The organism is Nocardia sp. NPDC049737 (assembly GCF_040674755.1).
In the GTDB taxonomy this organism is placed as follows: Bacteria; Actinomycetota; Actinomycetes; order Mycobacteriales; family Mycobacteriaceae; genus Nocardia.
Genome location: NZ_JBFANH010000013.1, coordinates 52,251 through 76,365, shown reverse-complemented (window position 1 = coordinate 76,365; position 24,115 = coordinate 52,251). Strand labels below are relative to the sequence as shown.

Below are 24,115 nucleotides of genomic sequence, written 5' to 3'. Positions count from 1 at the left end.
GATGCCGGATGATTCGCACGCCATGTCGGGATCCTCTGTAGGCACATAGGTGGGATCCCCTGCAAGGGCGCGGCTTTACGGCTGTGCCTTCGGGCCCGGCCAGTCAGGCTGGGTGCGGGGTTTGGATGTGGGTGGTTGTGCCGTCGCGCCACCAGGGGACGGAGACGACGGATTCCAGTGCGCCGCTCAGCCGGACCTGGAGGTCCTCGTGCAGAACCAGGTCGCCTGGTTCGTCGGGCAGGGTGAACAGTTGGCGGAGAACGACTCCCAGCGGTTCGGCGGACCACGTGGTGTGGCGTCCTTGGCTCATCACCTCGGCGGTGATCACATCGGAGACCATGGGGAGATCGAGCAAGGTGGCGAGGGCGGGAGCCGTGGCGGCATCGCCTGCTACCAAGCGATCCGCGGGCACGGCGAGGCCGAACCAGGGCTGGTCGAGTACCCACACGTCGTTGGGGTCGACAACTGCCGAAGACAGGGCGCGTACGTGCTCGGGGAGTTCGAGTTCGGTCAAGTCGAGATGATCCACGGCGGCGGCGAGGCGGGCGTGGGTTCGGGAAACCACCCCGGGTGTAGGGGTTTTCGATGGATCCGCGAGCGCGTCCAGTAGTGCGGCGGCCAGTTCCTGGGTGATGGCATTCGGGTTCGCCAGGATCGCGCGTAAGGACTCCAGGTCGGAGAACTCGAATTCGGGGAGCAGTCCAGCGAATTCGGTGTCGGCGGGGTGGCGGAGCAGGCCGATGGGGGTGCCGTTGATGCGCGCGTGTCTACGCAACCACCAGGCCGTGTAGCCGTCGGAATCGGTGAGCAGTTTGCGGGTGCGCGGACTGGATGCCAACTGCCGTAGCGCCTCTGGCCAGAATGACTCGTCGACCAGGTCCAGGTCGCGGACGGCGGCCAGTTCCGGCGGATCCTCGGGCAGGCCCGACCACCAGCGCTCCTCGTCGTCCAGGTGATGGTCGGGGCCGGTGGGATCGATTTCGACGACGATGCTGAAGTCCCAGCCGACGCCTACGGCACGCAGCGCCTCAGCACCGTAGCGGTCCACCAGATCCGTCGCGACGGTGCCGAACGGCGAATCCGACACCAGCAATGCGCTCAGCGGCGCGTCGGGGAGCAGCAATTCGTCCGCGGGGAGCAATTCTCCGGTGGCGTCGGGCAATTCGAGCAGGCCGAGCCAGGACGGGAGTGCCGACGGATCGGCATACGCGGCGAGCCGCAGCACGGCGTCGGTGGTATCGGGATCACCCGGCTGGTCCTCCAGCTCCGAGCGTAATCCGGGATCGCTCAACAGGTCCTCGGCGGTGGCCGAACGTGCGCCGAGTCGCGCGAGAAGCGGATGAACAGCCTCGGGATGCGCCAAACGCGCCCAGTGCACCGGTATGGCCACATCGAGCTGATCATCCAGAACCACGGTGCGCGGACCGGTTACCAGCCGGCCATCCGCCAGCGGAACCGCGACGGCGCCGAGTTCCTCGGCGGCCAACGGATCGACAACGTATGGCTCCAACGCGGCATACAGCGACTGCCACCACTTCGGGGAGCGCTCCAGGCCGCCCGAAAGTTCGGCCAGCCGGGCAAGTCCCAGTCTGTGCACATCCAGTACACCCAAGGCCTCGCTATGTGCGCGCCCTGATAACTCGGGTACTACCAGGGGGCCGACGATGTCGTCGAGCAGGTCGGCCAATTCCGGACTCAGACCGGTGAATACGCTTGCTCGCGTTGGTACTGCGGTCGCGTCATCGATTGTCTCGAGCTCGGACGAACGCCCGTTACCGGAATTTTCCGCGACAGTCCGGACGTCGGTGTCCTCACTACCGAAAGCATCGCTGTCAACGGCCGTGCGCACCGAATAGGCCTGGTCCGCAACGGCTGATCGGGGGTCGCCCGAGGCCGACTGTGCGGCGGCTTCGCTCGAGGTTTTCGAGCGGGCGGTGACAACCGGGAGCCAGGGGTGAGTCTGTAGTTCACGGATCAGGGCTTCGCGCAGGATGCCGTCGACCTCACTGCGGGCGAATCCCGGGGTGGGAACCAGGACGAGGCGGTCCCGCGGCGGAAGTGCGCGGGCGAAATCGGCGTAGCCCTCGGCGAATTCGGCAAGGCGGGCACCGGGCAGGACGCGTCGCCGATCCGGCTGCATGGGAATGTCGGCGATCAGTAGCGCCGGTAGCGACAGCTCCTCGTCGGATCGCGTGGGGGCGCGCAACACATCGTGTGCGGCGGACACCGGCCTGCCATCCCGCAGCGGCAGCAACCAGCGTGCCCGGGCAGTTCGGTACTCCCACCAAACCCGCCGCTCCGATCCGGGGCCATCGATGCGCAACTCCCTGAGCCCTGGCCCCGTTGGTAGGCGTGTGCTCAGGTCTGCATCGGTGCTGTTGAATTCGACGTCGTGGGTGTACTGCGGCCCGATCGGGTCCGCACGGACGCGATTCGGGTCCGCGACGGTGTCACCACTGGCGTCTGGCAGGCCGTGTCGACCATGCGGATCCGAATCGCCAGCGCCGAAATCCGCACTGACCTGCGCGGGGTGGGGATCTTCGCGCTCGTCCCGGTGCGGCTTTTGGTTGCGGAGATCGGTGACGGTGCTGGCGATTTCGTCGTCGCCGATTCGGATGCTCTGTAGGGCGGGCAGTTCCAGGAGGAGGTCGACGGCTTCGGCACGCATTGCGGCGAGTAGCTGTTGGGGATCTATGCCGGGACGCAGGTGTAGGACGATCTCGGTGTCCGCGCCTGCCGGCGGGGTGGCCTCGGTCGGCCAGACCAGGCGCAGGACGGGTGCTGTGAAGGTTTCGGCGCGGTCCGGGATGGTGATCGCGTTGTCGCGCAGGGCTTTCCAGGTGAGGTCGTGGGAGAACCGGATGGAGCCGGTGGTCGAGCGGACCTCGATCTCGTCACTTACCGTGCGTACGGCGGTGAAACCGACGCCGAAGCGGCCGACGCTCGCGGTCGGGTCCGCCTTGCCGGAGGCGCGCAGTGCGGTCAGCGCGTGTACGCCCAAGAGATCCAGCGGTGCACCGGTATTCGAGATGTGCACGGCACCGTCGACAAGACGCACCACCACTCGGCCCGCCACACCGGACTTGGCCGCCGCATCCGCGGCGTTCTGCGCCAATTCGGTCAGCAGCCGATTCCGATACCCCGCGCGCACCAGATCCGCCTCGGTCGCCGCATCCTCCCGCAACCGAGTAGGCGAATCACGCCAAGCCGCGAGTACCCCCGCCCGCAGCCCCGCCGTCCCGAACGGATCCGCAGCCACGCCCGCCGCACTCACCCCTGCAGCGATGACCCGAACTCCGGCCGAGCCGCAGCCCCGGGCCCACTCCCACCGGCCTCGCCATCAGCACCTGCGTCCCGGCCGGCGGCGTCGACATCTCCACCGTCATCGTCCGCTCCACCGTCATCGTCCGCAGTGCCGACTGCATCCGCCGCCTCACCACGAACAGCGGAAGCTTCGCCCGCACGCACGCCGTAATCCTCGGCCGCCTCGCCACCTGAATCTTCGGCTTCGTCTGCGAAGTCTGTCGCCGCAGCGGCCGCGTCTGCATCCGATTCCGGCTGCATCCCAGCAGCTTCAATGCTCGGTTCTGTCACCACGGGCTCAGCTTCGCCCGCGGCATCGATGCCCGACTCAGCCGCGCGTTCGACGCCCGAGGTCACCGCGGCGCCCGCCCCGGCGTCCGACGCAGCCTCGTCGACACTCGACTCGCTCGCAGCGAGGCCGCCTTCCACGCCGATGGTCGCCGCCGACTCGTGGACTGCCGCGCCAGCGGCATCACGCGCGGTGGCGGCCGCAGTCGCGCCACCAGCATCCGATTCCGACTGCGGCACAGCAGTTTCAGCAGTCGGCTCCGCAGAAGTGGGGACGCTTGCCGAGTCCGCGCTCGCCGTAGCCTCGAAGTCTGCGCTCTCGGCAGCCGCGTCGTTCGGCTCGGCCTCGCCAATGGTAGATGGAGCGGGGGTCGAGTCAGCCGGGCCTTGGGCCGCATCCGCCCCGGACACCACGCCGCTGATCGACTCGTCGTCCACATCCGACGGGTTGGCGGCAGGCTCGATCACCGGGCTCGGCTCCACGTCAGCGGCAGGGCTGAATGTGGCTGCGGTGCTGGACATGTCGGGCGCGCCCTGGGCGACGATATCGGGTTCACCCGAAGTGCTCGGCTCTGCCGCAGAATCGCCCGGCAGGTCCGCGGTGTCGGACTCGACCGCGCTGGTCAACTGAGTGCTGATATCCGGCGTAGCAGTGCCGTGCTCCAGGGAGGTCGGCTCGGCGATCGCGTCAGTCCGGGCTGCGTCAGCCGCCTCACCTGCCTCGATGCCCACACTCTGCACCGCAGAACCCTCAGCGACCGCCGAATTCGGCTCAGCCACAACATCACCCGACGCGGCAACATCCGGCTCCACCGCGCTGGGCGGCTCACTCGATGTACCAAAGCCCGGCTCGACCGAAGTCGACTCAGCGACATCTGACTCAGCGACATCATCTGTCAGATCTTCGACGGCCCCGGCATTGGCCGCGCTATCCGCGCCAGGCACCGAGACATCGTGCGCAACCGGCGCATTCGGCTCAGCAACGTCATCCGACACGCCAGCAATCGATTCCACCGAGCTGGTCGCAACATCGCCCGACGCTGCGTCGCTGGGCTCGTCGGCGGTATCGGATGCGGCGCGATCGCTCGGCTCGGCCGTGGTCGGTTCGGCGGCGGTCGCAGCTTCGCTGGTGTCCGGGGCATCCTCGGTCACCGCATCCGGTGCGGCTTCCGTGGACTTGCGCAGCGTCTCTACCGGAATCACATCGAAAGCGGCGTCGTCAAATGCCTCGTACAGCGGCGATCCTCCGCCGGACGGGACTTCTACATCCGAGTGCGCGCCGCAGCCGTATTCGGCGTGGACTACGTGGCCGTCGGCGCCCATGGCGTTTCCGCAGACGCCGAAGGCGGAGCGAAGGGCGCCGGCGAGGGGGAGGTAGAAGCCGCAGCGGCCGCAGGTGGCGGGGGCGGCTTTGGCCATATCGGTTTCGGGGCCGTATTCGGAGTACCAGCGTTCGGCGGCTTCTTCGCGGCCTTCACGGCTGAGCACCTTGGTCCGGCCGAGGCCGATTTCCAACGCGACCTCGTCGACGGCCGGATCACCACTCGCGACGTAGCCGGGCACCAGCCGCGGATCATCAGCGGGCGGGGCGAGCAGGTCACCGGGCGCCAGATCGCCGGGGCGGACGCGCTGCTCCCACGGCACGAAATCAGGTGCGACCAGCGCGTCCGGACCAGGCAGCAGAGCCGATTCGCTCACCGTCGCGTACCGCGCGTCGAGCGGGGCCGCCACCACGACCGCCCACTGCCAGCCACGATAACCGGACAGCGTGGCTTCGAATCGGTGGGTCGCCGCGGTCTCGTCCTCGGCGGTGACGCCGAGATGCGCGCCGACACCGGTCGGCTCCAGCTCCAGGAGCGCACGTCGGGCCACGTCGACGGCATCGGCAAGGATCGGCCGCACGCCGGACTGCGAAACAGATACTGCGCTCACGGCCTACATTTTGCCGTATGGAGTGCAATCGGCGTTCGTTGGCCGTCGTTGTCCTGGTCAGCCTGCTCGGAATCACCGGGTGTGGCGGCTCCGACGACGCTGTGCCGCGACTGCACATCGAGGTGGTCGGCACCCGTCCGCACGATCCGCGGGCGTTCACCGAGGGCCTGGAGGTCGCCGGCAACGTGCTCTACGAAAGCACCGGTATGCCGGGCGCGTCGGACGTGCGGGCCACCGATCTGACCACCGGCAACGAGCTGACCCGCACCGGACTGCCCGCGCCCTACTTCGGCGAGGGTGTCACCAAAGCCGGTGCCACCCTCTGGCAACTGACCTGGCAGAACCGAGTGGCGATCGCCCGCGATCCAGCGACGCTGGCCGAACGCACCAGGGCGTCCTACGACGGCGAGGGCTGGGGTCTGTGCACGCGCGCGGACAAATTGGTGATGAGCAACGGCACCGACACCCTCACCTTCCGCGATCCGGTCACCTTCGCCCCGACCGGCACCGTCACCCTCACCTCCCGAAACCGCGTCGAGCTCAACGAACTCGATTGCGCCGCCGACGGTTCCGTCTACGCCAATTCCTATCCCACCGACGAGATCCTGCGCATCGATCCCGAAACCGGCCATGTCCTTGCGGTCATCGACGCGCACGGCCTGCTGCCCGCGCCCGCCCGCGCGGGCACCGATGTGCTCAACGGCATCGCCCAACTACCCGGCACGGACCACTTCCTGATCACCGGTAAATACTGGCCGACCATCTTCGAGGTCCGATTCGTACCGCAGTGAGGGAGCCAGGTCACCTTTCCGGACGGCTTGGAGCGGCAATTGAACCCAAGTCGCCGATGTACGACAGAATTGACGTTGTGACTACTCCCCGCGATCCCTCCGGTTCCGACCGTGGTCCGTGGGATGGCGAGGAGTCCCCACCGATTCAGCGTCACCCCGGATACGACCGTTACCCGCCACCCCACACCCCGCCCCGCCGGTCCTCGCTACCGCCCATACCGCCCGAGCCGCCACAACGCCGCGAACCACCGCCGACCCGGCCGCTGCCCGGTGGATCCGCGGAACCGGCAGACCCGCCACCGGAACCCGAAGCGCCGGCCGAGCCAGAGCGCATCCCGCGCAAGCTGACCGTCACCCGCGTCGCCGCGATGCGCGGCCGCGAACTCACCTCCCGCGGCGTCGCCACCTTCCAGCGCGCCGCCAAGGCCGACGGCGCCGACAAATCCGGCCTCACCGCGCTGACCTACGCCACCATGGCGAATTTCGCCCTGGACGCCGCGATCGCGGTGGCACTGGCCAACACACTGTTCTTCGCCAGCGCGACCGCCGAGAGCAAGACGAAAGTCGCGCTGTACCTATTGATCACGATCGCACCGTTCGCGGTGATCGCCCCCCTCATCGGACCGATGCTCGACCGCCTGCAGCGCGGCCGCCGCCTGGCGCTGGCCACCTCCTTCGCTCTGCGCGCGGTGGTCGCGGTGCTGCTGATCATGGCTTTCGACAGCTGGGCGCTGTATCCGCTCGCCCTGTGCATGATGGTCGGCAGTAAATCGTTCTCGGTGCTCAAGAGCGCGGTGACGCCGCGCGTGCTGCCACCCGAAATCGACCTGGTGCGCACCAACTCTCGGCTCACCGTGTTCGGCCTGGTCGGTGGGACCATCGGCGCTGGCGCGGTCGCGGCACTCGCCGCCGCGATCGCCGGTTCCAATGGCGCACTTGTGCTGGCCGCCGCGATCGCGATCGCGGGCACCTTCCTGAGCCTGCGCATCCCGCGCTGGGTCGAGGTCACCGAGGGCGAGGTCCCGGCGACCCTCAGCTATCACGCGAGAACCGAAGTGTTCAGTCCGGCAACCGAAGCCACGGTTCCGCCGCGTAAGCGCAGGCAGCCGCTCGGCCGCGCGGTCGTGACCGGGCTGTGGGGCAATAGCGCCATTCGCGTCTTGACCGGCTTCCTGACGTTCTATGTGGCCTTCGTCGCCAAGGCGACCGAGCACGGCGGCTGGCAGCAGGCCGCCATGCTCGGTGTGATCGGCGTGGCCGCGGCCGTCGGCAATTTCATCGGCAACGCGACCGGCGCCCGGATCAAACTCGGCAAGCCGTCACTGATCGTGCTGGGCTGCACCGCCGCCTGCTGCGTGGTCGCCCTGCTCGCGGTCTTCCTGAACAATCTGCTCGGCGCCGCATTGGCAACCCTGGTCGCAGCGGGTGCGAGCGCACTGGCGAAGGTATCGCTCGATGCCTCCATCCAGGACGATCTGCCGCCGGAATCGATCGCCTCCGGCTTCGGCCGGTCCGAGACCGTACTGCAGCTCAGCTGGGTCCTCGGCGGCGCGGCGGGCGTGCTCATGCCGACCACCTACTGGCAGGGTTTCGCGTTCATCTCCGCGGTCCTGCTGTTCGGGCTGCTGCAGACCTTCATCAGCGACCGCGGCCACTCCCTGCTGCCCGGTCTGGGTGGGCACCGCCCAGAACATGCGGAGCAGGCCGTCGCCACATCCAGACACGCCGACGTCGACCGAGCCGCGCAACGCGGCACGGAGCGCGGTAGCGACACTAAGCACATGCAACGAGGCACAGGAGATCCGATCTGTGAGTGAGCACAGCGAACGAACCATCGACACAGCAGCTTTGCTCGCGACGGAGCCGAGCGCCAGCGAGGCGCAGTCGTGAGCAAACCAAGTACTCGCACTGTCGTCGCGCTATGCGTGGCGGCCCTACTGGTGTTCACCGTCGCCTTCGTCGGCGTGTTGACGGTGTTCGTCCGCAAAGCCGACCATCCCGACCCGACCGTCACCGCATACGCCCACGGCAAGACCGTCACGGTGCCCCCATTCCTGTATTGCACAGTGAAAATGGAGGACTGCAAGTACGGCGAGACCGTCACACTCGATGTCCCCGCCGGATATCCGCTGCAGCTGTCCCTGCCCAAGAGGATCGCCGACGCGCCCTGGCTGGCCCAGCTGGTCTACGCCATGCCCACCGGCGAGAAGGTGGATCGGGTGGTGAGCCGCAACGACTTTCCCGAGGGCGCGCTCGCCGTCACCATCGATTCGAAGCCGGAGCCCGAATTGCGGCTCGTCGGTATCGAATTGCAGCTGCCCATCCTCGCGCGCGACGAGACCGGCCGGGAGTTCTACGTCCCGCACGCGGCCTGGTCGATCAGCACCGCGAGCTGAGTCGATCAGCACCTCGCCGTGGCGACTGCTTGCGGATCGCTGGACAGGGTGAGCCTGAAAGTGCTTCGCGCGCTGCCCGGTAGACCGGGTAGCGCGCGAAATTCGTTATCCGCGAATGTCAGTGATCGAGTTCGCGCGCGACCGCCCGCACCACTTCCGAAATGCGCTGCGCGGTCTTGCGATCCGGATACTTGCCCTTGCGCAGATCCGGCTGCACCTTGGCCTCGAGCAGCGTGATCATGTCCTCGACCATCCCGTGCAGCTCGTCCGGGGTGTGCTTGCGCGCGACCGGTTCCTTGTGCGCCCCGCGATCGCGGTCCTGGCCTTGACGGACCGAGGGCGGCGATTCGAGCACCTTCAGACTCAGTGCCTGCGGCCCACGACGACCGGCGGCCATCCCGAATTCGACGCGCTGACCGGGCTTGAGCCCATCGACGCCAGCGGGGAGCGCGGAGGAACGGACATAAACATCCTCACCCTCGTCCTGGGAAAGGAAGCCGAAGCCCTTTTCGACGTCGTACCACTTCACCCTGCCGGTCGGCACTGCACTCACCCGTTCGTCATCGAAACTCGAGCCCCAGCGGCCCGAGCACATCCGTCTGCCCAGGTGCTGGTCCGGCGTACCGCCGCGGACAGCTCCTGTCAGTTTGCGAAAAGAACGCGCCCCACAGCTGTGCAGGACGCGATTGGCACCGAGTCTACCCCGGTGCGAATAACGCAAGCACATCAGTTTTACGGTCGAGCAGTGACGAACTCATCCGCGCCACCGCCCCCGCGCCGCGCCGGCGACCGGTTGCTGTACGTGGCACTCGGTCTGTTCGCGATCGGCTTGCTTGCGATTGTCGCCATATTTCTGACGCCGGTCCTCAGCGATTCCGACCCGGGCCTGTGGCTGTATCTGATGGCGATGTTGGCGCCGCTCGGCTTCCTCTGCGCGATCGTCTTCGCACTGTGGTCCGGCCGACGATCCCGGTGAACCGGTTACCCCTGCTAATCGTTACCGAACCGCAGATGTGATCCTCGTCACATTACGGCGCGATAACGGAGCGGCAGCGGTCCGAGACCGGCCCGTCCGCACCATCTCTCAGCTGCACGGAAGCATCTCCGTCGCAACCGATACCGGTCCGAGACCCACGCGGACCCGCCGGTTACCAAATAGTGATTTTTCGCGCGGATCGTCGTACGGTCTTACCCAGCCGGGACAACCGGCAACCACCGGCCCGCCGCATCGAACCTCGCCCCGCGGGTACCGGACCCCAACGGAAGCAGGGGTGAGGGCGGGACGGACGACCTCTCAGTCCGGACCACTTGCAGATGCGTACGAGAGGCAGACGAACCCGCAATGAGTGGACGCCATCGCAAGCCAACCTCCACCGGACGCACCGTGGCCAAGGTCGCCGTCACCGGCGCGATCATCGGCACCGCAGGTGTAGCTCTCGCTGGAAACGCCAGCGCGGCACCCGATCAGGACTGGGATCGGCTCGCCCAGTGCGAGGCCGGCGGTAACTGGGGCATCAACACCGGCAACGGTTTCCAGGGCGGACTGCAGTTCTCGCCCAGCACCTGGAACGCACACGGCGGCGGCGAATACGCCGCGACGGCCAACCAGGCCAGCCGCGAACAGCAGATCGCGGTCGCCGAGAAGGTCCTCGCCAGCCAGGGCTGGGGCGCTTGGCCCTCCTGCTCGTCCTCGCTCGGCCTGAGCAGCGGATCCACCCCGCGCACCGCTCCCTCCTCCACCGAGACCCCGCGCTGGAACCCCGCTCCGGCCGCTCCGGAGCAGGCCATCGCCGACCCGAGCCAGCAGGTATTCGACGCGATCGACCGCGCCGTCGCCGTCGTCCAGGGCCAGGGCGTGCAGATCCCGCAGGAAGCCCTCGATTTCTTCAATGCCACCAAGGGCACTCAGCTCGACCCGGCAGTCGTGAACTTCTACGAGGCGAACAAGGGCATGCTGCCCTCCTGAGTCGCGCCGCGAAGCAGTGTTCGATTTGCGGCCCTCGCGGGTCTCTCCGTGGTCACGCTCCGCTACCGCCACCGGGCCCGTCGCTCACGCCGCAGACCGTACGAAGAAGGTCCCCGCATCCGATGTGATGCAGGGACCTTCTTCGTATCCGCGGGTTTTCCGTCCGGGTGCCGAGCGATTCGCCGCTCAGCGGTTGATCACCGTATTCGGGTGCATGTAGGGCAGCTGATCGGCCGGGACCGGAAACTCGGTGTCCTCACCGAACGGCGAGAGCCCACCGGAACGAGTCGACGACAGTTCGGTGACCGCGTGGCCACCGTCCTCGAGCGAGGGCCAGCCATTGTCGACATAGGGTTTCTTCGATTTATTCACCACGACCACATTGTGGCATGCGAGCGACCGGCCAGCACTCTGCCCTCCGCTGCTGCCAACGCCCGGCGACGGATAAACGACATCCACTAGGCTGACATAATCGACAATATTCGGACTGCGACGCAACGACTGATCTCGAGAGCACATGGGTAACTCGTCGGGGACGCCCAAAGCCGGACCGGGCATACGACAGCCAGCCCGCGACGGCAGTCACGCGGCACTCACGACCGGCAAAAGGCGCGGGGAGGCGGGGGAGCCTGCGACCGAATCCCTGGCCGGGTGGCTCGCGGCCCGCAGCGATGCGCAGCTGGTGGCCCTGCTCGAACTCCGGCCCGATCTGGCCGTGCCACTGCCGTCCTCCATGGCGGTGCTCGCGGCCCGCGCCGAGCAGCGCGCGTCGGTCCTGCGTGCCACCGATGACCTGGACACACTCGAGTTCGCGATCGTGGAAACCCTTGCGGTGCATCGGGCGACGGGCTCCGGCGGGACGCCGATGAGTCGCAAGGCATTGCGCGCGCAGTTGAAAGATCGGGTGAAGGTCGCGGCGATCGATGCCGCGCTGGCTCGCCTGTCCGATCGTGCACTGGTCTGGAACGACGGCGACGACCTACATCTGATTCCGGCCACCGCCGAGGCACTGCCGTGGCCGATCGGCAGCACCACCGAAATTCCGGATGCCCTCACCGAGCCCGAGGTGGTCGCGGCCCTCACGGCCGTCTCCCCTGCCGAACGCGCGCTGCTCGACAAGCTGGCCACCACCGGCCCGCGCGGACGCACCAGGGACGCCGCACCGGGCACACCGGCCGACCGCCCGATCCAGCAACTGCTCGGCCGGCGATTATTGCACTGGATCGACGAGGAGACGGTCGAACTACCGGTCACCGTCGCTCAGGTATTGCGCCGGGAGCCGGTGACCCATCCGCACGCGCTGAAACCACCGGAGCCGCCACCGACCAAGCACGCCCCCACCGAAGTGAATGCGGTCGCCGCGGGCGAAGTGGGCGAGCTACTACGGCACTGTGCCGACATTCTGGAGGCGCTCGGCCAGGCCCCCGCGCCCGCATTACGCGCGGGTGGGCTCGGAGTGCGGGAGTTACGCCGAATTGCCAAGCAGACCGGTATCGACGAACCGCGCGCCGGACTGCTCGTCGAACTGCTCGCCGCGGCCAAACTCATCGAGAAGGGCATGCCGGACCCGCCACCGGAATTCGACTCCACCGACGACTTCTGGGCCCCCACACCGGCCGCCGACGGCTGGCGGGACGCACCGCCCGCGCGCCGCTGGGTGGCGCTGGCACAGGCCTGGCTGGACCTGGATCGCATGCCGTGGATGATCGGCATGCGCGATGCCAATGACAAACCGCTGGCGGCGCTGTCGATCGAACTGCGCACCCCGCACGCACCACGCGATCGACGCACCATCTTGAATTTGCTCGCCGAATATCCGACCGGCACCGCATTCGACCCCACCGATATCGGCCGACTACTCGCCTGGCGGCAACCGCGATGGCGCAGGCACTTTCGCGCCGAGGCAGTCGAGCACACGGTGGACGAGGCCGCGAAACTCGGTTTCATCGGACGCGGTGCGCTCGCCTCACCGGCGCGAGCACTGCTGCACGGGTCGCCGACCAGCACATCCGACGCCGAGTCCGAGATGGAATCGGCGCTGCCCGAGCCCATCGATCATGTGCTGGTCCAAGCGGATCTGACGGTCATCGCGCCCGGTCCACTGACCCCGGAGCTACAGAGCCGGGTGGCACTCGTGGCCGATATCGAATCCGCGGGTGCGGCAACGGTTTACCGGATCAGCGACACATCGGTGCGGCGCGCGCTCGATGCCGGGATGACCGCAGCTGAACTGCACACGCTGTTCACCACACATTCCCGCACACCGATCCCACAGTCGCTGACCTATCTGATCGATGACGTCGCGCGCAGACACGGCCAGCTTCGGGCCGGTATGGCGCAGTCGTTCGTTCGCAGTGACGATCCGGCGCTGCTCGCGCAGGTGCTCAGCTCGCCGGTGGCGAGCGAACTCGCGCTGCGGGCCATCGCACCGACCGTCGCCATCGCCCAGGCCCCGCTCGGCGAATTACTCGAACGGTTGCGCGCGGCAGGATTCGCGCCAGCTGGTGAGGATTCCGCGGGCACCATTGTCGATCTGCGCCCGCGCGGCGCCCGGATCGCGGTGCGCCCGCATGCCAGGCAGCCATATCGCCCGACGCCGCCGAGCACCGAACAGCTGGAATTGCTCGTGGCGGAACTGCGCGCCGGTGACCGGGCTGCGAGCGCCCGTAACGGCCAGGCGGTACGCCCCGACGGCACCAGAACCAGCACCGCCGCAACCCTGGCGCTGCTGCAATTGGCGGCGCGGGTGCGGCGGTCGGTCAATATCGGTTATGTCGATGCCCAGGGCGTCGCGTCACAGCGCGTGGTCGAGCCGCTCAAGGTCGGCAACGGCCAGCTCGACGCACTGGACCCGGTGACCGGCACGATCCGGCATTTCACCTTGCACCGGATCGCGTCGGTCGCCCTACTCGAGTAATCAGCTCTTGGCCGGGCCGAGGCAGTAGGTGACCTTCGGGTCCGGGACGGTCACGAAGCTGGTCGCATCGGTGCCGCACTGCAATTCGTCGGCCTGGCCGTCGATGCGCTGCACCACCTTGAAGGTGGCTTCGGTGGAGGAGCAGTCGACGTACTTGTACGGGTTGGTGCCGACATCGGCGTAGCAGCTGCCCTGCTTGAAGTTCGGCGCGAGGCACATGTAGGCCTGGCCGCCACTGACCAGGTCCTCGGTGTAGGTGGTGTATTCGGCCGCGCAGTCGATCTTCTTGTCCGCGGTCTGGAATACCTTGTAAACCGCCTTCGGCGACGAGCAGTCGACCGGCTCGGACTTGGTGGCCGATGACGAACTGTCGGTGACATTGATGCAATCACCGACCTTCGCCTTGGCGGTGTCGGACTTGCTTGCATTGTCGAGCGCCGAACAACCGGTCACCACGGCCACCAATGCGCCCACCGCCAGGAGGGCGAGCACGATGCGTGCCAGCAGCCTCATTCCTGGGAACTTCAACGTGAAACCCTCTCTCACCGAACGTGTTCACAGCAGTTGTGAACGCGGTGAGAATACCGTTCCGGTCGCCCGAACCGCATCAGCAGTTCGGACAACCGACCAACACCGAGGCGCGGCTCAGTACTGCCCGAGCAGCCCGGTCAGTCCCAGCAGCGCGAGGCCCACGTATTTCGGGATCAGGGTGACGATGGCCGTGAGTCCTAAACTGTTCACCAGCAATGCCTTTCGCATTTCGAACACATGGACTTTTGTCCAGTATGTGCACTCTGTCGCTTCCGGAGACCCAGTCGTTACGCTTGGCAAGTATGAGGCTCGAAGAGGTCGCCGTCGACTTGTACGGACTAGACCCTGGTGAGTTCATCGCCGCCAGGGCGGCACGCGTGGCCGAGGCCAAGAATGCGGGCGATAAGGACCTCGCGACCGCCGTCGGCAAACTGCGCAAGCCGACGGTCGTTGCCTGGACGGTGAATCTACTGGCCCGCGCGGCGCCCGATGACGTCGATGCGCTGCTACAACTCGGCTCCGCGCTGCGTACGGCGCAGCGGGAATTGTCCGGCGACCAGTTGCGCACACTGACCACACAGCGGCAGCAAGTGGTCAATGCCCTTGCCAAGCGAGCGGGTGCACTGGCCGCCGATCGCGGACATCCGGTCACCGAGGCGGTACTGCGCGAGGTGGGCCAGACGCTAACGGCGGCGCTGGTCGACGACGCGGTCGCCGAGCAGGTTCGCAGCGGCACACTTGTGACGTCGGCGAATTATGAAGGCTTCGGTCCGAGTGGTGCCGCGCTCATTTCGGTAAGCGGCACGGGCACAACAAAATCCGCCGAACCCGCCGCCGAGGACAGTGCGCATCAGGAGCTCGATGACGCACTCGAGTCCCTCGAATCCGCCCGTGCGGCACGGGATTCGGCGCAGACCGAAGCCGAGCAGTCGGCACACCGGTTGGCCGAGAGCGAATCCCGCATCGAGGCACTGCGCGAAAAGCTCGCACACGCCGAACAGCAGAAGCAGTTCGCCCGCACCGCCGAGCGCGGCGCCCAGGACCAATTACGCGCGGCCCAGAAACAACTCGATCGGGCCGAGCGCCGGGTGGAACGGGTCCGCGAACGCGTCGACTGAACCTCAGCCGCGCAGGCCGCCGGGATAGAGGTACTCGTCGGAGGGGATTGTGGTGCGGTTCAACCATGCGTCGAAGAAGCCGGTCAGATCGGTCGGGGATTTCGACTGCATGAAGGTGCGGAACTCCGGCATCGAGGCGTTCCCGTAGGCGTGCGCGGCATTGAACTCCCGGATGGCCGTGAAGAATACATCGTCGCCGAGTTGTTTGCGCAGGGCATGCAGGAACAGCGGGCCGCGATAGTAGACGGAGGTGAATTCATTTCCGACGCCCGGGTTTTCCAGCGGGATATCCCAGAATTTCGGTTCGGCACGGTTCTTCCGAATGGTCTCACGGTAGGCCGCGTCGACGTCCTTACCCTCCTTTCGCTCCGGCCACAGATAGTCGGCGGTGTAGCTGGCGAAGCATTCGTTGAGGCAGATATCGGACCATTGCCGGACCGATACCGAATCGCCCCACCATTGGTGCGCGATTTCGTGTACCGCGGTTGGCAGGTCGGTCCACGGCGCGTAGATCGGACGGGTCTGGGTCTCCAGCGAGAACTCCAGATCCGCGTCGACGTAGATGCCACCCGCGGCGTCGAACGGATAGGGACCGTAAAGCGCCTCTTCGAAATCGATGATTTCGGGCAGGCGCTGCTCGGTTTCCCTATTGCGCTCCGCATTCGGGGCGAAGGCACTGACCAGCGCGGCGCCGTTGGCGCGACGCTGCTCGAGGTAGCTGTAGTGGTCGATCGCGACGGTGGTCAGATAGCCGAGCACCGGTTGGTGCGTCTCCCAGGTGACATTGCGCTTGGCACCGGTGACCGCATTCTCGGTCCGCACACCATTGGAAACCACCTCCCATTCCGCGGGAACCGACGCGTGCAGGGTGAAGGTGGCCTTGTCCAACGGGGTGTCATTGAGCGGATACCAGCTGGTGGCCGAATGCGGTTCACCCGAGACGAAGGCGCCGCCGCTGGGCGCATAGGTCCAGCCCCCGCCCTCGGTGTTCCTGGCCTGCCCGGCGTAATCGACCGTCACGGTGAAGGGCAGGCCGGGTAGCAGCGGCAGCAGTGGGGTCACCGTCAATTCGTGCTCGCCGTTGCGATCGAAGGCGGCGGGCAGGTTGTTCACCGAGACCATGCGCACATCCGGGCCGTCGAAGTCCAGGTTGAACATCCGCAGCGGCTGGGTGGCGGTGGCGTCGACCCTGGTTGTAGCGGTGAGTTGATTGCTCGGCGGGTCGTAGTCGATGCTGACCTCGTAGTGGCCGACGTCGTAGCCGCCGTTGCCGTCCAGCGGGTAGTACGGATCGCCGAGACCTGGCGCGCCGACGAGCGGATCGGCGTTCGCCGGAACCGGGGCGGCGACCAGTGCCCCGACCACGACCGCACACAACCAGCCGGACCACCTCATATGACCACCACCCCTTTCGCGGCCCCACCCGACCTCGGTGGATGGTAGCCGCTTCAGTCGGCGCTACCGGTGAGCGCCACCGACGCGCCGAGCCCGAAGATCATCGCACCGCCGGCACCGCCGACCGCCTCCAGTCGTTGCGGCGAGCGCGCGAACCAGGCGCGGGCCGATGCGGCGAGCAGGCCCCATGCGCTATCGGAGACCAATGCGATCGCCAGGAAGATGGTGCCGAGGATCAGCAATTGCAGCTGCAGCGAACCCGCCGACGGTTCGGCGAAGTGCGGCAGTACCGCGGAGAAGAAGACGATCGCCTTGGGATTGGTCAGCCCGACGAAGACGCTCTGCCGAAACACCTTGGCATCGGCGGGGTCGATCTGCGCGTTCAGCGCCGCCCGCAACGCCTTGCGCTCGCGAATCGCCTGGATCCCCAGGTACATCAGGTAGAGCGCACCGGCGAACTTGACCACGGTGAGCGCGAGCGCCGAGGCCGCGAGCAGGGTGCCAAGACCTACCGAGACCAGCAGTAGCGCGACGAAAACGCCAGCGGAATGACCGAATACCGAGACCAGAGCGGCGCGGCGGCCGAGTGCGAGGGCCCGGCCGATGGTGAACAGCACACCCGGTCCGGGGATGACGATGATGACAATCGATGCGGCGATGAAAGCCAGCAGGTTGGACGCCGGAACCATTTACCGAGTCTATTCGGCGGCGCAAGGGAATTCGGCTGATCAGGATCCCAGGTCACCGGGCAGCTGGTGCGGGTCGAGCAGCAACCGTTTGGCGGAGGTGCGCCGCACCTTGTCGGCGAGTTCCAGATTATCGGTGAGCAACCGCCATTCGACCTCGCTGATGGCCGCACGCGCCCGATCGATGACGGTGCCGTCGCGAGTGCCCCAGGCAATCGGCATGGCACTGACCGACTGCCAGCGCTCACCGACCTGACCCGGCGCCCGATCGGTGCGCACCGCCACCGACGGCACCCGCTCGCCCGCGCGCTTCTCATGTCCGGGCAGATCCCTGACCTTCCTGATCACCAGGGCATAGCGCCGATCATGGGCCTCCGGTTTCGAGATATCGACCAATGCGAGCAGTACGACGCCGCTCGGATGCGTTTCGGAGACCACCGCGGGCACCAGCTCACCGTCGGCATAGAGCTTGTCGATGCTGGAGCGGTGCGGCGTCCAGAACGCCACCCACAGCGCGACCACCGCGCCGAGCGCGAATGCGATCGCCAGCAGATAGGCCCACGGGTGGTTGAGCCAGATCAGATACGCGGTGCCGGTCGCGGCGATGACGGCGGCCGCGATCGCCATGACGCGCAGTCGACGTAGGTCGGCGAAGACTTCGTTGACCGCATGGGCGTGCTGCCGGTCCACCGCGAATTCGAAGCGTCGCACGTCTTATTCCTAGCACACGTATCGGAGATAATTCCTCCGCTTATCCTATGGCCGGTCCCAGCAAGTCATCGGCATCCGTAATGCGATACGCGTAACCCTGTTCGGCCAGGAAACGCTGCCGGTGCGCGGCATATTCGGCGTCCAGGGTGTCACGTGCGACGACCGAATAGAAGTGGGCTTGGCCACCATCGTGTTTCGGCCGCAACAACCGACCGAGCCGCTGCGCTTCTTCTTGCCGCGAACCGAATGTTCCCGAAACCTGTACCGCCACAGAGGCTTCGGGCAAATCGATGGAAAAGTTCGCGACCTTGCTCACCACCAGCACCGGAATCTCACCACGCCGGAAGGCATCGAAAAGTTCTTCGCGCTCTTTGGTTTTAGTCGAACCTTGAATTACCGGAGCATTGAGATCGGCGCCGAGTTCGTCGAGTTGATCCAGATACGCGCCGATCACCAACGTCTGCGCATCCTTGTGCTGAGCCAGAATCGATTCCACCACGGGGATCTTCGTGCGCGCGGTCGAGCAGAGCTTGTAGCGCTCTTCCGGCTCGGCGGTGGCATAGGCCATCCGCTCGGCATCGGTGAGGGTGACCCGGACCTCGATGCACTCGGCCGGGGCGATCCAGCCCTGTGCCTCGATATCCTTCCACGGTGCGTCATAGCGCTTGGGGCCGATCAGCGAGAACACATCGCCCTCGCGGCCGTCCTCGCGCACCAAGGTCGCGGTGAGACCGAGCCTGCGCCGCGATTGCAGATCAGCGGTCATCCGGAAGACCGGTGCGGGCAGCAGGTGCACCTCGTCGTAGATCACCAGGCCCCAGTCGCGGCTGTCGAAGAGTTCGAGATGTTTGTACTCGCCCTTGGTGCGGCGGGTGATCACCTGATAGGTAGCGATGGTGACCGGACGGATCTCCTTGCGCTCGCCGGAGTATTCGCCGATTTCCTCCTCGGTCAACGAGGTTCGCGCCAGCAGCTCACGCCGCCACTGCCGTCCGGCCACCGTATTGGTGACCAGGATCAACGTCGTGGCCTGCGCCTTGGCCATCGCGGCCGCGCCGACCATGGTCTTGCCAGCACCACACGGCAGCACGACGACACCCGAGCCACCGGCCCAGAACGAATCCGCGGCCATCTCCTGGTAATCGCGCAGATGCCAATGGCCGCCGATGTAGTCCAGCTCGATCGGATGCGCCTCACCGTCGACATAGCCCGCCAGATCCTCGGCGGGCCAGCCGATCTTCAACAGCATCTGCTTGATCCGGCCGCGCTCGGACGGATGCACGACGACGGTGTCGTCATCCACGCGGGCGCCGAGCATCGGGGCGATCTTCTTGTGCCGCAGCACTTCCTCGAGCACCGCGCGATCCAGACTGACCAGCGTCAAGCCGTGCGCCGGATTCTTCACCAGCTGCAACCGGCCATAGCGAGCCATGGTGTCCACGATGTCGACCAGCAGCGGCTGCGGCACCGCATACCGCGAGTAGCTGACCAGGGCATCCACCACCTGTTCGGCGTCATGCCCCGCCGCCCGCGCATTCCACAGCGCCAATGGCGTCACGCGATAGGTGTGCACATGTTCCGGCGCCCGCTCCAATTCCGCGAACGGCGCGATGGCCTGCCGCGCCACGGCGGCCAACTCGTGGTCGACCTCCAAGAGCAGCGTCTTGTCACTCTGAACGATCAGCGGACCGTCGGTCACAGCTCCGCCTCCCTAACGCTCGGCTCCGCTGCGACCGCAGGTGCTGTGTTGATGGTTCCCTCGCTACGCTCGGTCACAGCTCCACCTCGCTAGCGCTCGGCTCCGCTGCGACCGCAGGTGCTGTGTTGATGGTTCCCTCGCTACGCTCGGTCACGACTCCGCCTCACATCTCCTCATATACGGCGTCCGGCTTCATCCGATCGCTCGTGCGACTGCGGCCCATTCTCCCCGACACCACCGACAACCCATCGGATGCGGCATCGATCCTGCCCCCGCCGACGGGGATAGCTCGCGTCGGCCTCGCACATACAGCGTCCGAGCGGCCTATTTTGTTCCGGGACGGAATGCACCGATCGCCTATTCGCGTCTGGATACCGCGGGATCCCGCTGGATCGAGATGGGCGGGGACGCCAGTCCACCACCACCCAACTGGCCCGAGACGAGAGCGACGTGTGTGCGTGAGTATCGAGGGCATGATCGAAACTGCGGCGATTCTGGGAGTGGCGGCGGCCGCGTTGGGGATGGTGCTCACGCCGGGACCGAACATGATGTATCTGGTGTCACGCAGTGTTTCGCAGGGGCGGCGGGCCGGATTGGTGTCGCTCGGCGGGGTCGCGGCCGGATTCGGAGTCTATTTGGCGGCGGCCACGGCAGGGATTACCGCGGTGTTCGCAATCGTGCCCGGCCTGTATCTGGCGGTGAAGTTGGCGGGCGCCGGATACCTGCTGTGGCTGGCCTGGCAGGCGGTGCGCCCCGGCGGGACCTCGGTATTCGCCCCCGCCCAGCTGCCTCCGGATCCTACGCGCCGATTGTTCACCATGGGCCTGGTCACCAATCTGCTGAATCCGAAGATCGCGATCATGTACATGGCCTTGATTCCGCAGTTCGTGGCGCCCGAGCACGGCCGGGTGTGGTTGCAGAGCCTGTGCCTCGGGACGGTGCAGATCGCGGTGGCATTGACGGTGAACGGGCTGATCGTGCTCGGCGCGGGCGGGATCGCCGCCTTCCTGACCGGTCGACCGCTGTGGTTGCGGATCCAGCGCTATTTCATGGGCACGATGCTCGGCGGGATCGCGGTACTGGTCGCGACCGACCGTGCGCGGCCGATGCCTGCCTGAACGCGGGCGCCGCGGCATATGTGATCGTGTGCGCATGGCGCCTTTCGATTCCGCGGTGAATACCGCCCAGCACGTCGGGGAGTTGTTCGGCGTCTTCGCCTTCGCGACCTCGGGGGCGTTGCTCGCGGTGCGACGCGGATTCGACGTATTCGGGATCGTGGTGCTGGCCTGCAGTACGGCACTGGGTGGCGGTGTCATTCGGGATCTGGTGATCGGCCGGACGCCACCCGCGTCGTTCGTCGATCTCAGTTACCTGTGGACGGCGCTGGTCGCGGCCGCGATCATCTTCTTCTGGCATCCGTCACCGCGCGTGACCGGTGGTCCGCTCGGCGTGGCCGATGCGTTCGGGCTCGGGCTGTTCTGTGTGACCGGCACGGTGATCGCCTACAACCACGGTCTCGGCGCGCCATCGGCCACACTGCTCGGATTGGTCACCGCGATCGGCGGCGGAGTGATCCGCGATCTGCTCGGCGGGCAGACGCCAAGTGTGCTGATACCCGAGCAGATCTATGCGGTACCAGCACTTTTCGGTGCGGCAACAACCGCGACGCTATTGCATTTCAATGCCTACAACCCGATCACCGGCGCCTGCGCCGCGCTCTGTGCCATCGCATTTCGCCTGCTCGCGATGCGGTACGACTGGCACGCACCACAGGCGCGGCGTCGCCCGCAGGACCGGGCCTAGCCCACTCGAACACCGGCCCGGAGTCGGCGCACACCCTCGTCGAGAGTTTCGTCGCGTTTGCAGAATGTGAAGCGCACCAGGTGATTCCACGCCGCGACGTGGTCAGCGAAGGCGATGAGCGGCACGGCCGCGACACCCAGCCGAGCCGGTAGTTCCCGGCAGAAGGCCAAACCGTCGGTTGCGCCGAGCGGTGTGATGTCCGCGCAGATGAAATAGCCACCCGCGCTCTCTTTGACTCCGAAGCCGGTGTCCTTCAGCGCGGCGGCGAGGCGCAGTCGCTTGTCCGACAGCGTGTCTCGCAGCGCGGCGACCCAGTCGAGTTCATGGTTCAGCGCGTGCGCGACGGCGGGTTGGAACGGCCCACCGGCGACGAAGGTCAGGAACTGTTTGGCCGCGAGCACTCCGTCGATGAGTTCGGCCGGACCCAGCGCCCAGCCGGTCTTCCAACCGGTGACGCTGAAAGTCTTCGCCGCGCTGGACACCACGACGGTGCGCTCGGCCATACCGGGCAGGGTGGCGAGGCTGATGTGCTCGTTGCCGTCGTAGACGAGGTGTTCGTATACCTCGTCGGTGAGCACCAATAAGTCGTGCTCGCAGGCGATTTCGGCGATCGCGGTCAGATCGGCGCGGTCGAGTACGGTGCCGGTCGGGTTGTGCGGTGAATTGACGATCAGCATCCTGGTCGCGGGCGTTATGGCGGCGCGCAGGCTGTCCAGGTCGAGTACGAAGCGGTCACCGTCGGCGACGAGGTGGGCGGTGCGCCGTTGCGCTCCGGCCAGGGCCACCGCGGCCGCATAGGAGTCGTAATACGGCTCGATCAGCACGACCTCTCGGCCGGGCTCGACCAGACCGAGCACGGCGGCGCTGATCGCTTCCGTCGCGCCGACGGTGACCAGCACCTGGGTGTCCGGGTCGTACTGGGTGCCGTAGCGGCGGGCCCGGTCGGCGGCGATGGCGCGCCGCAGGATCGGCATACCGCGGCCGGGCGGGTACTGGTTCAACCCGTCGGCAATGGCCTGGCGCGCGACCTCGAGCATGCCCGCGGGCCCGTCGGTATCCGGAAAGCCCTGGCCCAGGTTGATCGCCTCGTGACGCACAGCTAAATCGGTCATCTCCGCGAAGATCGTGGAGGCAAAGGGGCGCAGGCGGGCGACGGTCGCGGGTTGCGAGGACATATCCGGAGAGTAGCCCAGCGATCGCTATTGTTGCCATCAGATAGCGAAAGGCTATATTTCACTTTTGATTTGAGCCTTCTACCTGCGAAGTTGTGCGTTGCCCCAACGACAGCTAGCCTCGCCGTGTTATACCTCACAAACCGCCGGCCTGCGGCGGTATCTCGAAAGGGGCGCTTTATGGCCTCGTATCTGGACCTGGTACTGCAGCCGGCCGCGTCGGAGGCCGCCGGAACGGTACTGGGTTTCCTGCGAAATGTCGCACACGATCTGATCGCCGGCTTCGGTTCCTCCACCGGCGATTGGTTCAACGGCTCATCGACCGGCAATAGCGGCACCGGATCGTCGACCGGGGACTGGTTCCTGGGCTCGTCCACGCCGTAATCCGATGGCGGTGTCAGGCCCGGCGATGAGGGCCACGGCCTGGCACCGCCTCACCCCAGACGGACGTGGGACAGTTTTTCCGGATTCGCGAGATCGTAGGTACCCCAGACCAATCCGTCGCGAACCGCGAATCCGATCACCCGGGGCGGACCCTCGAGCCGCCCGTAACCCGGACCGACCCGATACACGACCAAACCCAATTGCCCATTGACCGTGGCGAATTCGAATTCCAGCGTCGGTTCCGAGGAGCCGTCCATACCGTACTTGCGCACCAGCCCGAGGAAGAAACGAGCGACCTTGTCCGCGCCGGCGATGACATTGATCGCGGTGGATGTGGTGCCGTTCGCATCGCCGATCATCACCGAATCCGGGTGCAGTGCAGCGGTTATCGCGGCGATATCACCGGCGGACAGCGCGTCGATGAACTTACGCACCGCTGCCGCGTGCTCGACATCCGGGACGGGCGGCGGGGCCTGTGCGACGGATTTCCTGGCCCGCACGGCCAGTTGACGCGCCGCCTCCACCGAAATGCCCAGGATTTCGGCGATCTCGTCGAACGGCACCGAAAGCCCGTCGTGCAGTACGAATGCCACCCGCTGCGGTGGCGTCAGACTCTCCAAAACCACCATGGCCGCGAGACTGCATTCCTGTTTGCGGACCACCGCCTCGAGCGGATCCGGCATGGTCGATGGCGTGATAGCGGTCACGACCGGTTCCGGGAGCCACTGCCCCACATAGGTTTCCCGGCGTACCGCGGCACTGCGCAAGCGGTCCAGGCAGATTCGGCTGACTACTGTGGTCAGCCAGCCGCGCAGGTCCTCGATCTCGGATTGGTGCGCACCGGCCAGCCGCAGCCAACTCTCCTGCACTGCGTCCTCGGCGTCGCCCGCACTGCCCGTCAGCCGGTAGGCGACCGAGAGCAGATGCGCCCGATGCGATTCGAACAAGTCGGCGAGAAGAGCGGCAACCATTGAGCTGATTCTACGTTCCGCGCTGATAGGCCCGACGAGCCGGTCATGACAC

21 protein-coding genes are annotated in these 24,115 nt (G+C 66.6%); 10 read left to right on the top strand and 11 right to left on the bottom strand.

Annotation, left to right across the window (positions count from 1 at the left end; translation table 11 throughout):
* Positions 1-103: 103 nt before the first annotated feature.
* Positions 104-3,274, bottom strand: a complete 3,171-nt coding sequence (locus tag AB0J47_RS19005; RefSeq protein ID WP_364347104.1) for an ATP-binding protein — start codon at positions 3,272-3,274, stop codon at positions 104-106.
* On the bottom strand, positions 3,271-5,523 hold the full coding sequence (locus AB0J47_RS19000; RefSeq protein ID WP_364347102.1) for a DUF3027 domain-containing protein: 2,253 nt from the start codon (positions 5,521-5,523) through the stop codon (positions 3,271-3,273). The genes AB0J47_RS19005 and AB0J47_RS19000 overlap by 4 nt, the downstream gene beginning before the upstream one ends.
* 17 nt (positions 5,524-5,540) lie before the next feature.
* Here AB0J47_RS19000 and AB0J47_RS18995 point away from each other — a divergent pair, with 17 nt between their 5' ends.
* The 3 genes from AB0J47_RS18995 (at position 5,541) to AB0J47_RS18985 (ending at position 8,710) form a co-directional block, all read left to right on the top strand.
* Positions 5,541-6,314 (top strand): glutaminyl-peptide cyclotransferase, encoded by a 774-nt coding sequence (locus AB0J47_RS18995; RefSeq protein ID WP_364347100.1) that lies wholly within the window; start codon positions 5,541-5,543, stop codon positions 6,312-6,314.
* Positions 6,315-6,391: 77 nt separating this feature from the next.
* Positions 6,392-8,131 carry an MFS transporter gene (locus AB0J47_RS18990; RefSeq protein ID WP_364347098.1) on the top strand — a complete coding sequence of 580 codons (1,740 nt, stop codon included), beginning with the start codon at positions 6,392-6,394 and terminating at the stop codon, positions 8,129-8,131.
* A gap of 69 nt (positions 8,132-8,200) precedes the next feature.
* Complete coding sequence (locus AB0J47_RS18985) at positions 8,201-8,710, top strand: DUF2771 domain-containing protein (protein WP_364347096.1); 510 nt, start codon at positions 8,201-8,203, stop codon at positions 8,708-8,710.
* A gap of 118 nt (positions 8,711-8,828) precedes the next feature.
* On the opposite strand, the gene AB0J47_RS18980 is transcribed toward AB0J47_RS18985, so the two are convergent.
* Positions 8,829-9,254 (bottom strand): cold-shock protein, encoded by a 426-nt coding sequence (locus AB0J47_RS18980; RefSeq protein ID WP_364347367.1) that lies wholly within the window; start codon positions 9,252-9,254, stop codon positions 8,829-8,831.
* A 201-nt stretch (positions 9,255-9,455) separates the two neighbouring features.
* Here AB0J47_RS18980 and AB0J47_RS18975 point away from each other — a divergent pair, with 201 nt between their 5' ends.
* Both AB0J47_RS18975 and AB0J47_RS18970 read left to right on the top strand, forming a co-directional pair.
* Positions 9,456-9,686 (top strand): hypothetical protein, encoded by a 231-nt coding sequence (locus AB0J47_RS18975; RefSeq protein ID WP_364347094.1) that lies wholly within the window; start codon positions 9,456-9,458, stop codon positions 9,684-9,686.
* Between the two features lie 366 nt (positions 9,687-10,052).
* Positions 10,053-10,676: a resuscitation-promoting factor Rpf1 domain-containing protein gene (locus AB0J47_RS18970; protein WP_364347092.1), complete on the top strand. Its 624-nt coding sequence runs from the start codon at positions 10,053-10,055 to the stop codon at positions 10,674-10,676.
* A gap of 186 nt (positions 10,677-10,862) precedes the next feature.
* Here AB0J47_RS18970 and AB0J47_RS18965 read toward each other — a convergent pair whose 3' ends face one another.
* Positions 10,863-11,051, bottom strand: coding sequence for a hypothetical protein (locus AB0J47_RS18965; protein WP_062988419.1), 189 nt, complete (start codon positions 11,049-11,051; stop codon positions 10,863-10,865).
* Between the two features lie 142 nt (positions 11,052-11,193).
* Between AB0J47_RS18965 and AB0J47_RS18960 the strand changes: the two genes are divergently transcribed.
* Positions 11,194-13,593 carry a helicase-associated domain-containing protein gene (locus AB0J47_RS18960; RefSeq protein WP_364347089.1) on the top strand — a complete coding sequence of 800 codons (2,400 nt, stop codon included), beginning with the start codon at positions 11,194-11,196 and terminating at the stop codon, positions 13,591-13,593.
* Here AB0J47_RS18960 and AB0J47_RS18955 read toward each other — a convergent pair whose 3' ends face one another.
* Positions 13,594-14,106 (bottom strand): hypothetical protein, encoded by a 513-nt coding sequence (locus AB0J47_RS18955; RefSeq protein WP_364347087.1) that lies wholly within the window; start codon positions 14,104-14,106, stop codon positions 13,594-13,596. It abuts the gene before it with no gap.
* Between the two features lie 320 nt (positions 14,107-14,426).
* Between AB0J47_RS18955 and AB0J47_RS18950 the strand changes: the two genes are divergently transcribed.
* Positions 14,427-15,242: a hypothetical protein gene (locus AB0J47_RS18950; RefSeq protein ID WP_364347085.1), complete on the top strand. Its 816-nt coding sequence runs from the start codon at positions 14,427-14,429 to the stop codon at positions 15,240-15,242.
* A gap of 3 nt (positions 15,243-15,245) precedes the next feature.
* On the opposite strand, the gene AB0J47_RS18945 is transcribed toward AB0J47_RS18950, so the two are convergent.
* Genes AB0J47_RS18945 through AB0J47_RS18930 form a run of 4 tightly spaced genes read right to left on the bottom strand, consistent with a single transcriptional unit; the run spans position 15,246 to position 19,733 of the window.
* Positions 15,246-16,637, bottom strand: a complete 1,392-nt coding sequence (locus AB0J47_RS18945) for a M1 family metallopeptidase (RefSeq protein WP_364347083.1) — start codon at positions 16,635-16,637, stop codon at positions 15,246-15,248.
* A gap of 53 nt (positions 16,638-16,690) precedes the next feature.
* Positions 16,691-17,326 carry a LysE family translocator gene (locus AB0J47_RS18940; protein WP_364347081.1) on the bottom strand — a complete coding sequence of 212 codons (636 nt, stop codon included), beginning with the start codon at positions 17,324-17,326 and terminating at the stop codon, positions 16,691-16,693.
* Between the two features lie 39 nt (positions 17,327-17,365).
* Positions 17,366-18,034: a DUF3239 domain-containing protein gene (locus tag AB0J47_RS18935; protein ID WP_364347079.1), complete on the bottom strand. Its 669-nt coding sequence runs from the start codon at positions 18,032-18,034 to the stop codon at positions 17,366-17,368.
* 40 nt (positions 18,035-18,074) lie between these two features.
* Positions 18,075-19,733, bottom strand: a complete 1,659-nt coding sequence (locus tag AB0J47_RS18930) for a DNA repair helicase XPB (RefSeq protein WP_364347077.1) — start codon at positions 19,731-19,733, stop codon at positions 18,075-18,077.
* 473 nt (positions 19,734-20,206) lie between these two features.
* Here AB0J47_RS18930 and AB0J47_RS18925 point away from each other — a divergent pair, with 473 nt between their 5' ends.
* Entirely contained in the window at positions 20,207-20,851 is a 645-nt protein-coding gene (locus AB0J47_RS18925) for a LysE family translocator (RefSeq protein ID WP_364347075.1), read from the top strand.
* 34 nt (positions 20,852-20,885) lie between these two features.
* The gene (locus AB0J47_RS18920; RefSeq protein WP_364347073.1) at positions 20,886-21,536 is read left to right on the top strand and encodes a trimeric intracellular cation channel family protein; all 651 of its coding nucleotides are present in this window, start codon (positions 20,886-20,888) and stop codon (positions 21,534-21,536) included.
* On the opposite strand, the gene AB0J47_RS18915 is transcribed toward AB0J47_RS18920, so the two are convergent.
* The gene (locus AB0J47_RS18915) at positions 21,533-22,711 is read right to left on the bottom strand and encodes a pyridoxal phosphate-dependent aminotransferase (protein ID WP_364347071.1); all 1,179 of its coding nucleotides are present in this window, start codon (positions 22,709-22,711) and stop codon (positions 21,533-21,535) included. The two genes, AB0J47_RS18920 and AB0J47_RS18915, sit on opposite strands and share 4 nt — an antisense overlap.
* A gap of 177 nt (positions 22,712-22,888) precedes the next feature.
* Here AB0J47_RS18915 and AB0J47_RS18910 point away from each other — a divergent pair, with 177 nt between their 5' ends.
* Positions 22,889-23,092 carry a hypothetical protein gene (locus tag AB0J47_RS18910; protein WP_364347069.1) on the top strand — a complete coding sequence of 68 codons (204 nt, stop codon included), beginning with the start codon at positions 22,889-22,891 and terminating at the stop codon, positions 23,090-23,092.
* A 50-nt stretch (positions 23,093-23,142) separates the two neighbouring features.
* Here the strand turns inward: AB0J47_RS18910 and AB0J47_RS18905 are convergent, their stop codons facing one another.
* The gene (locus AB0J47_RS18905) at positions 23,143-24,063 is read right to left on the bottom strand and encodes a sigma-70 family RNA polymerase sigma factor (RefSeq protein ID WP_364347067.1); all 921 of its coding nucleotides are present in this window, start codon (positions 24,061-24,063) and stop codon (positions 23,143-23,145) included.
* Between the last annotated feature and the right edge of the window lie 52 nt (positions 24,064-24,115).

Bases quoted from the DNA above. Each gene is read 5' to 3' on its own strand.
- AB0J47_RS18995 (WP_364347100.1), top strand. From the start codon at position 5,541: ATGGAGTGCAATCGGCGTTCGTTGGCCGTCGTTGTCCTGGTCAGCCTG.
- AB0J47_RS18970 (WP_364347092.1), top strand. From the start codon at position 10,053: ATGAGTGGACGCCATCGCAAGCCAACCTCCACCGGACGCACCGTGGCC.
- AB0J47_RS18960 (WP_364347089.1), top strand. From the start codon at position 11,194: ATGGGTAACTCGTCGGGGACGCCCAAAGCCGGACCGGGCATACGACAG.
- AB0J47_RS18955 (WP_364347087.1), bottom strand. From the start codon at position 14,106: ATGAGGCTGCTGGCACGCATCGTGCTCGCCCTCCTGGCGGTGGGCGCA.
- AB0J47_RS18950 (WP_364347085.1), top strand. From the start codon at position 14,427: ATGAGGCTCGAAGAGGTCGCCGTCGACTTGTACGGACTAGACCCTGGT.
- AB0J47_RS18945 (WP_364347083.1), bottom strand. From the start codon at position 16,637: ATGAGGTGGTCCGGCTGGTTGTGTGCGGTCGTGGTCGGGGCACTGGTC.
- AB0J47_RS18940 (WP_364347081.1), bottom strand. From the start codon at position 17,326: ATGGTTCCGGCGTCCAACCTGCTGGCTTTCATCGCCGCATCGATTGTC.
- AB0J47_RS18925 (WP_364347075.1), top strand. From the start codon at position 20,207: ATGATCGAAACTGCGGCGATTCTGGGAGTGGCGGCGGCCGCGTTGGGG.
- AB0J47_RS18920 (WP_364347073.1), top strand. From the start codon at position 20,886: ATGGCGCCTTTCGATTCCGCGGTGAATACCGCCCAGCACGTCGGGGAG.
- AB0J47_RS18915 (WP_364347071.1), bottom strand. From the start codon at position 22,711: ATGTCCTCGCAACCCGCGACCGTCGCCCGCCTGCGCCCCTTTGCCTCC.
- AB0J47_RS18910 (WP_364347069.1), top strand. From the start codon at position 22,889: ATGGCCTCGTATCTGGACCTGGTACTGCAGCCGGCCGCGTCGGAGGCC.
- AB0J47_RS18905 (WP_364347067.1), bottom strand. From the start codon at position 24,063: ATGGTTGCCGCTCTTCTCGCCGACTTGTTCGAATCGCATCGGGCGCAT.